The organism is Bradyrhizobium sp. A5, from assembly GCF_042076515.1.
GTDB lineage: Bacteria > Pseudomonadota > Alphaproteobacteria > Rhizobiales > Xanthobacteraceae > Bradyrhizobium > Bradyrhizobium cosmicum.
Genome location: NZ_CP148990.1, coordinates 3,058,069 through 3,070,478, shown reverse-complemented (window position 1 = coordinate 3,070,478; position 12,410 = coordinate 3,058,069). Strand labels below are relative to the sequence as shown.

At 64.0% G+C, this 12,410-nt stretch carries 10 protein-coding genes; 3 read left to right on the top strand and 7 right to left on the bottom strand.

Translation table 11 applies throughout. The features are described 5' to 3' along the window. Positions 1-10 precede the first annotated feature (10 nt). Both WHZ77_RS14675 and rpoZ read right to left on the bottom strand, forming a co-directional pair. Positions 11-2,296, bottom strand: coding sequence for a RelA/SpoT family protein (locus WHZ77_RS14675; protein ID WP_375314269.1), 2,286 nt, complete (start codon positions 2,294-2,296; stop codon positions 11-13). A 208-nt stretch (positions 2,297-2,504) separates the two neighbouring features. Continuing rightward, positions 2,505-2,897: a DNA-directed RNA polymerase subunit omega gene (rpoZ, locus tag WHZ77_RS14670; protein WP_008133017.1), complete on the bottom strand. Its 393-nt coding sequence runs from the start codon at positions 2,895-2,897 to the stop codon at positions 2,505-2,507. Between the two features lie 327 nt (positions 2,898-3,224). Here rpoZ and WHZ77_RS14665 point away from each other — a divergent pair, with 327 nt between their 5' ends. Both WHZ77_RS14665 and WHZ77_RS14660 read left to right on the top strand, forming a co-directional pair. Beyond that, positions 3,225-3,869, top strand: a complete 645-nt coding sequence (locus tag WHZ77_RS14665; RefSeq protein ID WP_151649824.1) for an NYN domain-containing protein — start codon at positions 3,225-3,227, stop codon at positions 3,867-3,869. After that, positions 3,850-4,527 carry a uracil-DNA glycosylase gene (locus WHZ77_RS14660; protein ID WP_375314268.1) on the top strand — a complete coding sequence of 226 codons (678 nt, stop codon included), beginning with the start codon at positions 3,850-3,852 and terminating at the stop codon, positions 4,525-4,527. The genes WHZ77_RS14665 and WHZ77_RS14660 overlap by 20 nt, the downstream gene beginning before the upstream one ends. Here WHZ77_RS14660 and WHZ77_RS14655 read toward each other — a convergent pair. The 4 genes from WHZ77_RS14655 to dapA form a co-directional block, all read right to left on the bottom strand. Continuing rightward, on the bottom strand, positions 4,524-5,117 hold the full coding sequence (locus WHZ77_RS14655; protein WP_375314267.1) for a peroxiredoxin: 594 nt from the start codon (positions 5,115-5,117) through the stop codon (positions 4,524-4,526). The genes WHZ77_RS14660 and WHZ77_RS14655 overlap by 4 nt on opposite strands. Before the next feature lie 4 nt (positions 5,118-5,121). Next, positions 5,122-5,595, bottom strand: coding sequence for an SsrA-binding protein SmpB (gene smpB / locus WHZ77_RS14650; protein WP_015685647.1), 474 nt, complete (start codon positions 5,593-5,595; stop codon positions 5,122-5,124). A gap of 74 nt (positions 5,596-5,669) precedes the next feature. Continuing rightward, the gene (gene mscL / locus WHZ77_RS14645) at positions 5,670-6,086 is read right to left on the bottom strand and encodes a large conductance mechanosensitive channel protein MscL (RefSeq protein ID WP_375314725.1); all 417 of its coding nucleotides are present in this window, start codon (positions 6,084-6,086) and stop codon (positions 5,670-5,672) included. Between the two features lie 55 nt (positions 6,087-6,141). Further along, positions 6,142-7,032 (bottom strand): 4-hydroxy-tetrahydrodipicolinate synthase, encoded by an 891-nt coding sequence (gene dapA, locus WHZ77_RS14640; protein ID WP_015685645.1) that lies wholly within the window; start codon positions 7,030-7,032, stop codon positions 6,142-6,144. A gap of 295 nt (positions 7,033-7,327) precedes the next feature. Here dapA and WHZ77_RS14635 point away from each other — a divergent pair, with 295 nt between their 5' ends. Beyond that, a complete protein-coding gene (locus tag WHZ77_RS14635) occupies positions 7,328-9,730 on the top strand; it encodes a lytic transglycosylase domain-containing protein (protein ID WP_375314266.1) in 2,403 nt (800 codons plus the stop codon). A 473-nt stretch (positions 9,731-10,203) separates the two neighbouring features. Here WHZ77_RS14635 and WHZ77_RS14630 read toward each other — a convergent pair whose 3' ends face one another. After that, positions 10,204-11,775, bottom strand: a complete 1,572-nt coding sequence (locus tag WHZ77_RS14630; protein WP_375314265.1) for a porin — start codon at positions 11,773-11,775, stop codon at positions 10,204-10,206. Positions 11,776-12,410: the final 635 nt, after the last annotated feature.

The following is a 12,410-nucleotide window of genomic DNA, read 5'->3' as shown; positions in this document are numbered from 1 at the left end:
CGAGATGCGTCTATCCATTAACACGTTCGACGCGGGCGACGACCGCCTTCGCGCGCAGCTGGTTCAGGATCGCGCTCAAATGCTTGAGATCGTAGACTTCGAGATCGATCGTCGTCTCCGTGAAATCAGGCGAGCGGCGCTGCATGCTGATGTTGTCGATGTTGCCGTCATGCTCGGCGATCACGGTCGCGATCTGCGCCAGCGCGCCGGGCTCGTTGACGTTCTCGACCCTGATCCGGGCCGGGAAACGCTGCGGCACGGAGTCCTCGATGTCCCAGCGCACGTCGAGCCAGCGCTCCGGCTCTTCCTCGAAATCCTTCAGGGCCGGCGCCTGGATCGGATAGATCGTGATGCCCTCGCCCGGCGTGACGATGCCGACGATGCGGTCGCCGGGCACGGCGCCGCCGTTCGGCGCGAACTTCACCGGCAGGTCGGAATTGATGCCGCCGATCGGGATCGCGACCGGGCTGCGCGGAGGCTCCGAGGATTTTTCCTTGAGCTTGGCGGTCAGCCCCTTCTTGACGCCGTAGCGCGCGACCCGCTCCTCCTTGTAGTCGGGATACATCGCCCGAGCGACGTGGGAGGCCTTGATCTCGCCACGTCCGACCGCCGCCATGACGTCCTCGATCGAGGTGCGCGCGAGCCGCGGCAGCGCCCCCTTGAGCTTGTCGTCGGCGTATTCGATCTTGGCGCGCTCGAACAGGCGCTCCACGATGCGCCGGCCGAGGCCGACATATTGGTCGCGCACGGCGGTGCGCGTGGCGCGGCGGATCGCGGCCCGCGCCTTGCCGGTGACCGCGAGCGTCTCCCAGGCCGATGGCGGCGCCGCTTGCGCTTCAGAGGTCAGTACCTCGACCTCGTCGCCGTTCTGCAGCTCCGAGGACAGCGGCGCGAACTTGCCGTTGATCTTGCAGCCGACCGCGCTGTTGCCGACGTCGGTATGCACGGCATAGGCGAAGTCGATCACGTTGGCATGGCGCGGCAGCGCGATCAGCTTGCCCTTCGGCGTGAAGCAGAACACTTGGTCGTGGAACAGCTCGAGCTTGGTATGTTCGAGGAATTCCTCGGGGTTGGCGCTCTCGGAGAGGATGCCGATCGTATGGCGCAGCCAGGCAAACGCGTTGGACTCGCGCTTGAGGAATTCGGTCGGTGAGCCCGCGCCTTCCTTGTAGAACGCGTGCGCGGCAATGCCGCGCTCGGCAATCTGGTCCATCGCCTCGGTGCGGATCTGGAGCTCGACGCGCTGGTTGCCGGGACCGATCACGGTGGTGTGGATCGAGCGATAGTCGTTCTGCTTCGGCGTCGAGATGTAGTCCTTGAAGCGGCCCGGCACGACCGGCCAGGTGGTGTGGACGATGCCGAGCGCGCGATAGCAGGACTCGATGTCGTTGACGACGACGCGAAAGCCGAAGATGTCGGACAATTGCTCGAAGCCGATCGACTTGCGCTCCATCTTGGTCCAGATCGAGAATGGCTTCTTGCGCCGGCCGTAGACCCGCGCGCCGAGGCCGCGGTGGCGCAGATTGTTGGAGAGCTGGTCCTCGATCTCGCCGATCAGATTGCGGTTGCGCTCGGCAAGCGCGTCGAGGCGCTGCATCACCACCGCATAGGCTTCGGGATCGAGCGTGCGGAAGGACAGATCCTCCAGCTCCTCGCGCATTTCCTGCATGCCCATGCGCCCCGCCAGCGGCGCATAGATATCGAGCGTCTCCTCGGCGATGCGGCGGCGCGATTCCGTCGGCACGAAATCCAGCGTGCGCATGTTGTGCAGGCGGTCGGCAAGCTTGACCAGAAGCACGCGAACATCGTCGGCAATGGCCAGCAACAATTTGCGCAGGTTCTCAGCCTGCTTGGCCTCGCGCGACACCAGTTCCAGCCGCTTCAGCTTGGTCAGGCCCTCGACCAGCGCGCCGATCTCGGGGCCGAAGATCTGGTCGATCTCGGCCCTCGTCGCCTCGGTGTCCTCGATCGTGTCGTGCAACAGCGCAGCCACGATGGTGGCATCGTCGAGCTTCAGGTCGGTGAGAATCGCCGCCACTTCGAGCGGGTGCGAGAAATACGGATCGCCCGAGGCGCGGGTCTGCGAACCATGCGCCTTCATGGCGTAGACATAGGCCCGGTTCAGCAGGTCTTCGTTGGTATTCGGATTGTAGGACCTGACGCGCTCGACGAGGTCATATTGACGCATCATGCGCGCACGCGGCTTGGCCGGGCGGGCCACCGGCGCAGTCGGGGCCACGGCAACCGATTCGGTTGCGGCCATCATCTGCGTAAGTCCCCGGCGCCGATACACCATTCTGTCCTGCCTTCAAACGGACCATGAGACGGCCCGTTGCATACATCTTAGCTCCGATCGCGCGCGCGTCCGATCAATTCGGTGAAAGGTGCACGGCGCGAACCGGCAGCGCTATGGTAACCACGAAAACGCCAACAAAAGCAAAGGCCCGAACACGGGTTCGGGCCTTTGATAAGATCACAAGAAGTCGACGACTGCGATGGACGATTTACTCGTCCTCCTCGGGCTGCTCTTCCGGCGGCGCGAGGCCCTCGAGGCCCTTCAGGAGCTCCTCTTCGGTCATGCGCTCAACGGCAACTTCCGTATCGTCCGCATCGACGCTGGCGCCGGCGGAACCGATCAACGGCACCGTGTCGGGCTCGGGCTCGTCAACCTCGACGAACTTCTGGAGCGAGTGCACCAGCTCCTCGCGGAGGTCCTCCGGCGAAATGGTCGTGTCAGCAATTTCGCGCAAAGACACAACAGGGTTCTTGTCGTTATCGCGGTCAACCGTTAGTTGTGAACCGGAGGAGATCATGCGGGCACGGTGGGCGGCCAGCAGGACCAGGTCAAACCGGTTGTCGACCTTGTCGATACAATCTTCTACGGTGACGCGAGCCATGGACAGTCGCTCCGTTGTGGGTGGGACGAAATATGTGGATGATCGGGGCTAATTATAGGGGCCGGGGCGGTTTCGCAAGGCCAATTTGTAATTTGGCCTCGCCAAACGGCTCTGCTACCCCCACATTGGGGCTGGGATGGGTGGTTTCCCGGGCTGCCATTGAAGGCGGCGCGGGGTGTATGAAAGTCCGTCATAACTATACCTTGATTGCACCGGCTTCTCCGGATTTGCGATTTCGACGGGTTTCGGCGGCACTCTGAAGTGCGCGGCTTGCTGCCGCGCGCCAACAATAAACGATTAATCACGAACTCTACGCGAGCAAACTGAATGTCACCTTCCTCTACCGACAAGATCGCGCTCTTCATTGACGGAGCCAATCTCTACGCAACGGCGAAAACTCTGGGCTTCGACATCGACTACAAGCGCCTGCTGAAGGAATTTCAGAGCCGCGGGACGCTGTTGCGGGCGTTCTACTACACCGCGATCATCGAGGATCAGGAATACTCCTCGATCCGTCCGCTGATCGACTGGCTGGACTACAACGGCTACACCGTCGTCACCAAGGCGACCAAGGAGTTCATCGACGCCTCCGGCCGCCGCAAGGTCAAGGGCAACATGGACATCGAGCTCGCCGTGGACGCCATGGAGCTCGCCGAGCACATCGACCAGATGGTGCTGTTCTCGGGTGACGGCGACTTCCGCTCCCTGGTCGAGGCCGTCCAGCGCCGCGGCGTGCGGGTCACCGTGATCTCCACCATCGCGAGCCAGCCGCCGATGATCGCCGACGAGCTGCGCCGCCAGGCCGACGTCTTCACCGACCTCGTCGAGCTGCAATCCAAGCTCGGCCGCGACCCGTCTGAACGCCCCGCCCCGCGCGACCGCAGCGAGCGCGAAGCACGCCACCACGCCCCGCAATTCCTCCAGCGCGCGACCACGATGGCGCCGAGGGGCGATGACGACTTCGAGGAGTGAGGCGGCCCGGTTAAGCCACCAGGCCTCCCCCACCCTCGTCCCCGACCGTGACTGTCCGCTCTGTCCGCGCCTGGTCGCCTTTCGCGAGGCGAACCGCGCGCGGGAGCCGTTATGGCACAATGCGCCCGTCCCGCCCTTCGGCGACATCAAGGCGCGCCTTCTGATCGTCGGCCTTGCGCCGGGTATGCAGGGTGCCAACCGCACCGGCCGCCCTTTCACCGGCGACTATGCCGGCGACCTGCTCTACGCCACGCTGCTCGAATACGGCTTTGCCAAAGGCACGTATCAGGCGCGCCCGGACGACGGCCTGAAGCTGGTCGACTGCCGCATCGCCAATGCCGTGCATTGCGTGCCGCCGCAGAACAAGCCGCTGCCGGTCGAGATCAACACCTGCCGCCAGTTTCTCGTCGCGAATCTCGATACGATGCCGAAGCTGCGCGCGATCGTCGCGCTCGGGCGGATTGCGCACGACAGCGTGCTCAAGCCGCTGAAGTTGAAGGCCTCGCAGGCCCCCTTCGGCCATGGCGCGGTGCATCAGGCCGGCGCGTTCAAGCTCTACGACAGCTATCACTGCTCGCGCTACAACACGAACACGCGCGTGCTGACGACGGACATGTTCCGCAGCGTATTCGCCAGGATCAAGGCCGACCTCGACTAGGCCTTGGCGGAATCTTTGGCGGGATTGGCCTTCAGCCAGTCCAGCACATCGCCGGCATTCCGGTCGGGCGGAAACACCGGGTAGAACACATGCGTGATCCTGGCGTCGTCGATGATCAGCGCGAGGCGCTTGATCAAAGTCAGGCCCGCGACCTCCATCGTCGGCAGATTGAGCACGCGCGTCAGCGCCAGCTTCTCGTCCGACAGCACGGGGAACGGCAGATGCAGCCGCGAGGCCATCTCGGTCTGGTACGCATTGCTCTGGGTCGACAGACCGAACACGTGTGAGGCGCCGGCGGCCTTCAGCTCGGCGAACAGATCGCGAAACGCGCAAGTCTGCGGCGTACAACCGCGTGCGCCCGGGATCATGTCCCAATCGTCGACAAGCGCGATCTTGCCGGGCTCGCCGGTGCGCGGATAGGCGAACACCACGGTTCGGCCGCGCAGCGCCGACAGCGTCAGGGAGGTGTCGTCCGTGGCAAGCAGGCTGATCGCCGGCAGCGCCATGCCTTTGAGATGCGCCGCACCGCCGTCATCGGCGGGCGCGGGAATCTGGCTCCAATCGACCTCGAGCAGGTTCCGCTGATTCATCTCGTTATCCCCTCGCCCGCATCAGCCGGCCCTTCTCCCGGCTCCAGTCGCGCTTCTTCTCAGTCTCGCGCTTGTCGTGCAGCTTCTTGCCTTTTGCAACCGCAAGCTGCAATTTGGCACGACCTCTCTCGTTGAAATAGAGCTTGAGCGGAATCAGCGTCATGCCCTCGCGATCGACCGCCCCCATCAGCTTGTTGATCTGCCGGCGATGGAGCAGCAGCTTCCGCGGCCGCTTGGGCTCGTGATTGAAGCGGTTTCCTTGGAGATATTCGGGGATGGTGGCGTTGATCAGCCAGATCTCGCCGTTCTTGGAATCGGCATAGGATTCCGCGATCGTGCTCTTGCCGTTTCGGATCGACTTGACCTCTGTGCCGGTCAGCGCAATGCCCGCCTCGATCGTATCCTCGATGGCGTAGTTGAAGCGGGCCTTGCGGTTTTCCGCCATGACCTTGATCGGACGCTCGTTCTTCTCGGCCATAACTCGTCAAAACCTGGCAAACAAACCTGAGCAGGATGCGCGTGGACGCAAACAGCTCGGATGAAGCGAGCGCCTCAGGGCTTCCTGAGGAGATCGCGGATCTCGGTCAGCAACTCGACTTCGGCCGACGGCTTCGGCGGAGAGGAGGGCGCGGCCTCCTCCTTGCGCTTCAGCGTATTGATGCCGCGGATCACCAGGAACAGCACGAAGGCAATGATGACGAAGTTGATCGTCAGCGTGAGGAAGCTGCCCCAGGCAAGTACAGCGCCCTGCTTTTTCGCATCAGCTAAGTTGGTGGCGGTGACCGCCTTGGACAAGGGGGTGAAGTAGTTCGAGAAGTCGAGACCGCCGGTGATCGCACCAATCAACGGCATGATGACGTCGCCGACCAGCGACGTGACGATGGCGCCGAAGGCCGCGCCGATGATGACGCCGACCGCGAGGTCGACGACGTTGCCCTTCACGGCGAATTCGCGGAATTCCTTGAGCATCCGCGTGCCCTTTTCCTCGATTGCGCTCATGACAAACTCCCCGGCAGTTGGCGTATCAGTTGATCAGGCCAGCATGGACCATGGCGCTGCGCACGGCAACGCGCGTCGGCTCGGTGACCGGCACCATCGGCAGCCGCAGCGTCTCGTCCAGCTTGCCGAGCAACGACATCGCGTACTTGATCGGCGCCGGATTGCTCTCGATGAAGAGGTTGTTGTGCAGCGGCATCAGCTTGTCGTGAATCTTCAGCGCGGTGGCGTGATCGCCCTTCGCCCAGGCGGCCTGGAACTCCGAGCACAGCCGCGGCGCGACGTTCGAGGTCACCGAGATGCAGCCGTGGCCGCCATGCGCCATGTAGCCGATGATGGTGGCGTCCTCGCCGGACAGCTGGTTGAAATCCTCGCCCATGGCCGCGCGCTGCTGCGACACGCGGACCATGCTGGCGGTCGCGTCCTTGACGCCGGCGATGTTCTTCAGCTCCCACAGCCGCTTCATGGTGTCGACCGACATGTCGATCACCGAGCGCGGCGGGATGTTGTAGATGATGATCGGAATCCCGATCGCATCGTTGATCGCCTTGAAGTGCTGGTACATGCCTTCCTGGGTGGGCTTGTTGTAGTAGGGTGTCACGACCAGCACGGCGTCCGCCCCCGCCTTCTCGGCGTGCTGGGCGAGTTCGATCGCCTCCTTGGTGGAATTGGAGCCTGCCCCCGCAATCACGGGCACGCGGCCCTTGGCTTCAGCGATGCACCATTCGACGACCTTCTTGTGCTCGTCGTGGCTGAGCGTCGGGCTCTCGCCGGTGGTGCCGACCGGGACGAGGCCGTTGGTGCCCTCCGATATCTGCCAGTTGACCAGGGAACGGAAAGCCGCCTCGTCCAGCGAGCCGTTCTTGAACGGCGTGACCAAGGCGGTGAACGACCCCCGGAATTTCGTCTTGGCTGCCATGGACTTCCTCCGTACGCGGCAATCTTGTGAGCAAGCCCCATTCATACCGGGTCTAATCAGGCGGTAAAAGGGCCGCAGCCGTGTGACTCACCGTTTAGGCCGCGATTTTGCCGCGGTGCTGGTGCAAACCGACCCCAGGTAAGCGGCTGTTGGTATTTTGTCCGCATATTCAATCAAATACAGCCAGATCTTGTACAGATAGGCCTTGAGCCAATTGACTGATTCGGGGCGACGAAACGCCGTGACCTCTTTTCCTCGTGCCACGTGGCGATCCGCGGGTCTGGTTGTGAGCCTGATGGCAGGGCTGTCAGTCGGCTGCGCCGCCTGGGCCAAGTCCAACGAGACGACCGCGGAAGCAGCCAAGGAGACCGCAAAGCCAGCCGCCAAGGATGCGGCAAAGGGCTCCACCAAGGGAACCGGCAAGGAAACGGCGAAGGACGCAGCCAAGGGCGCGACCAAGGGTGCAAGCGCCCCAGCCAAGGACTCCGCGAAGAAACCCGCCAAGGATGCAAGCAAGAACGCTGGCAAAGAGCCCGCGAAGGACAAGCCCAAACCTGCTGCACCCAAGGCTGCCGCACCCAAGGCTGCCGCAGCGGCCCCTGCGCCAAAATCAACACCGGCCGCCAACAGTTCGTCGCCCAAAGCCGCGCCTGCGCCCGCCGCGACGGCCACCGTCAGACCGACCGCCCCTGCCCCCGCCAAACCGCTCGCCGCGCCCGTGCTTGCGCCTGCGACCCGCCAGCACGCCGCGCCGCGCAAACCGGTGACGCCGGCTGCTGTCGCTGCGACCTCGTCGACGTCGCAAGCCGACAAGGACACGCTGGAGAGCGTCATCGAGCTCGTGCGCAAGCGCAAGGCGGGTGACGCCACCAACGCCGCAGCCTCGATCTCGGATCCCGTCGCGCGAAAGCTCGCGGAATGGATCATCCTGCGCAGCGAGGACAATGGCGCGACCGTGGAGCGTTACCGCGCCTTCCTCTCCGCCAATCCGAGCTGGCCGTCGCAGACCTTCCTGCGCCGCCGCCTCGAAGCTGCGATGTGGGACGACAGGCGCGACGATCAGGTGGCGTGGTCGTGGTTCGAGAACGAATCCCCCGTGTCCGCCAAGGGCCGCTTCACGCTCGCCAAGGCGATGCTGGCGCGCGGCGACCGCGCCAATGCCGAGCGGCTGGTGCGCGAGGCCTGGCGCAGCGATCCGATGTCGGAGGATACCGAGAACAACGCGCTCGAGCAGTTCGGCGCGTTGCTGACGCCGGGCGACCAGAAGGCGCGGATGGACACGCTGCTCTACGGCAGCGAGCACGAGGCCGCGCTGCGCGCCGCAAAACGTCTCGGCGCCGGCTATGTCGCGCTCGCCAAGGCCCGCATCGCGTCCCTCAAGAAAGCGCCGAACGCGCGTGCGCTGCTGGAGGCCGTGCCGCGCGAGCTGCACAGCGATCCCGGCTTCATGTTCAGCAAGATCCAGCTCCTGCGCCGCGAGGAGAAGTTTGCCGAAGCCGCCCAGCTCATGCTGTCGGCGCCGAAGGATCCGAACCGGCTCTACAATCTCGACGAATGGTGGATCGAGCGGCGCCTGCTGGCGCGCAAGATGATCGACACCGAGGAATTCCGCAGCGCCTATCTGATCGCGCGCGATGCGGCCCTGCCCTCGCGCGACATCTACAAGACCGAGCAGGAATTCACCGCGGGCTGGATCGCGCTGCGCTTCCTCAACGATCCCGCTGCAGCCGCGCAGCATTTCGCCCGCATCGGCGTCGGCAGCGTCAACCCGACCGCGCTGGCGCGCGCCGGCTATTGGCAGGGCCGCGCGGCGGAAGCGGCGGGCCGCCAGCAGGAGGCCCGCAACGCCTATGCAAGGGCGGCGGAGCAATCCACCAGCTATTACGGCCAGCTCGCGCGCGCCAAACTCGGCCTGCCGCAGATCGAGCTCAACAGCCAGCCGCGCGGCCGCGGCGCCGAAAGGCTCGAAATCGTGCGCGCCGCGCAGCTGCTCTACGAGCTCGACGAGCGCGAGATGGCGGTGCCGATGCTTGCCGACATGGGCGAGAACGGCGATCCCGAAGCCCTCACCGGCCTTGGCGAGCTCACCCAGCGCTACAACGATGCGCGCGGCATGCTGCTGGTCGGCAAGGCCGCGCTCAACCGCGGCCTGCCGTTCGACTTCTACGCCTATCCCGTCAACGGCATTCCGCAGTTCACGCCGATCGGCCCCGAGGTCGAGCGCAGCATCGTCTACGCGATCGCCCGGCAGGAGAGCGCGTTCAACCCTTCGGTGGTCTCGCCGGCGCAGGCTTACGGCCTGATGCAGGTGACGCCGGATGCCGCGCGCTATGTCTGCAAGCGGCACGGCGCGACCTACGATCTGGGGCGGCTGAAGAACGATTCGGTCTACAACGCCACGCTCGGCTCGGCCGAGCTCGGCGGACTGCTCGAGGATTATCGCGGCTCCTACATCATGACGTTTGCCGCCTACAATGCCGGCCGCGGCAGCGTGAGGAAGTGGGTCGATCGCTACGGCGATCCGCGCGACCCCAAGGTCGATGCGGTCGACTGGGTCGAGCTCATTCCATTCTCCGAGACGCGCAACTACGTGCAGCGGATCATGGAGAACCTTCAAGTCTACCGCGCCCGCTTCGGCGGCGGCACGCGGCTTCAGATCGAGGCTGACCTGCGCCGCGGCGGGGGCAGCGTGGAATAGCGCGTCTCTTCACCGCTTCGGTTGCGAAGAGATCGGCGGCGCGCGCCGTACGGGCTGCCGTTTGTTCGGCGGCCCCCGGACTGATTTCAATCCGCTCTCAAGGCACGTTGAGAGCTGTCGGCGTCGCAGTCATGCCGACTGTTCACCACCAATCAGCCCTCGAAGACAACTGCCGATCACCCGACCACGCCCCCCGCTTCGTCGTATCGATCACGTCCCTTGCCCGCCGACGCGGGCCTGGTCGGTGATGCGGGGCACAGCTGATCGCTTCCGAGGTCAAGCCGCTCGCGGCAGCTGTCAGAGAGGCTCGCTTACGGGCTGCCGCTCCGGCAGACCGCACTGCTCTCTTGCCGAAGACGGGGAGCTGCCCGCCGGACCGGTGCAGCACGCCGGCATCGCCAGGAGCACGACCGGCAAAAAGAAAGCCCCGGCGGTTTCCCGCCGGGGCTCACTGTCAGGTCGTTAGACCGAGCTTACCAGTTGCGCTGAGCGCGGAGGAGCAGGGTGATGCTGTCCTGATCCTTCAGCTCGTACACGGCAGCCGGCTTGGCGGTCGCGCCGGATCCGGCGTAGCCGACAGTGCCGGCGTACTTCTGGTCGAGGTGCGTCCAGTTCAGGTCGGCCGAGAACGTCAGGTTCTTGACCGGGGTCCAGCGGGTGATCAGGCCGATCTGGCCGATGGCGAAGTCCGGGTTACACGAGGTAACGCCAGCCTGAGCCACACCCGTGACGAACACGCCGCCGACGCCGCAAAGTGCGTTCTTGGCGAGCGAGCCGTACTGAGCCTGAGCGTAGGCACCGTACAGCGCGGTGTTCCAGTAGGGATCCCAGTTGTGGGTGTAAGCACCGCGGAAGCCCCAGGTCTTGATGGTCTCCTGCGAGCTGCCCGTGATGTACACGGTGTCCGGAGCATTGGCGAAGCCGACGCTCTGGTAGGCAACGCCCGAGCTGCCGAACATCGAGTAGGAGCTGCCCGCCAGGTTCTGGAAGTTGTAGCGGGTCGCACCGTCGGTGTAGACGGCCGACATGTTGATCACGTCACCCGCACCGGTCGGGATGTTCTTGATCGACAGGGCCAGCTGAACCGCCCAACCCCACTTGTCGTCGGGGTGGCCAGTGGCTTCGTTCGCACCGTAGTAGGCAACGTGGTTGTCATGAGCGGCAACCGACGCCTGGAAGAGACCCCAAGCCTGGTCGACACGGACCATACCGACGAGGTTCGGCGAACGCGAACCGCCGATGGCGTTGGAACCGTATGCACCACCGATCATACCGGTCGCGGACGCGCCGGTGAGGTTCTGGTTGCCGGCCTGCATGTAAGCAGTCGGGTCTTCAGCCGAGAAGGCCGCCGTCACGCCCTGACCGAAGTCAGCGGTGTAGCTGAACTGGGTGATACCAGTGACCGTGCCGCTACCACCGACGAGACCGTCGAAGTTGTTGCCGGGATAGTTGGTCCAGGGCGCGTCGAACTGCGACACGGCCTTACCCATGGTGAAGCCAGCGAACTGGATGAAGGCGTAGTACACGCCGAGCGAACCGGCCGAGGTGTTGCCGTCGGTGCCGTTGATCGAAGAACCAACCAGCGCCGGGGTCGCACCCGAGGTGTTGAGGGCCAGCGTACCAGTGTAGGCGGTCGTGCCGGTAGCAGAGCCCGTGCCCTGATAGCCGCCGGTGGTCCAGGAGAACACGCCGTCGAAGAAGGTACGAACGACGCCGTATTCGGTCGCGGTGCGCGTGTCGATGTTGAGGTCTTCACGAGCGCGGATCGTATAATAGTTGCTCAGACGGTTGTGCGCACCGGCGGGAGAACCGTTGGCCGGACCGTAGGAGCTGTTGGTGCCCAGCGCGACTTCGGCGCGCAGGTAACCACCCAGCTTGATGCAGGTGTCAGTGCCCGGGATGTAGTAGAATCCAGCACCGTACAGCGAGCAGATCTTCACGTATTCGACCGCTTTGGCCTTCACGGGGAGATCGGCTGCCTGAGCTCCGCCAACGGCGATCAAACCCGCCGCTGAACCGAGCAAAAGGCTCTTAACCAACTTCATGTCAAACCTCCAAGTTTGCTCTATAGGGAAGGTTCCGGATCCGCTGGGTGAAGACACCCTAAGGTTGGTTCCCTTGTCCCTTAACTTCACCGCTTAGCCGCTTCGCGCTTTCGGACACACCCGCTAACGCGAGGGACTTAAGCGAACCACCTAAACCGGGACGACCTCGGGATGCCCCCCTCCGTCGCTCAGTGACAATTACCGAACGTCCTTGCACACACAACAAAAGAACGCTCCGAAACGGGCCAACCAAGCTCGTTTTCCAAAGGGTGTTGCACAAATAACACGCAGATGTGATCGGAGCGCCCTCATAACAAATTGTTTTTGTTGATGTTTTTCAGCGGTTCCATCTGCCGCTAAAGTTCCCGCCGGGAGACGCCCGGGGCGAGGCCTTGGCTTGAACGGGCTTTGGCGTGCTCGAATCGTGGAATCAGAAGAAGACTCAAGGAGAAGGCATCCGGCCGCTTCCGGGGCTCCCAATCTGACGCAAGCCCGGTCACGGGGATGGCCACCGCGCGCGGCGGGCACTCATTATGAAAGGCGCGAATTATCGGGATCGGGGCGGCTTTACGCTCTCGCCCGGAGAGCAAACTGCATGTTTTGGAAAATCGCTGGGAATATTCGAGCAAAAACAC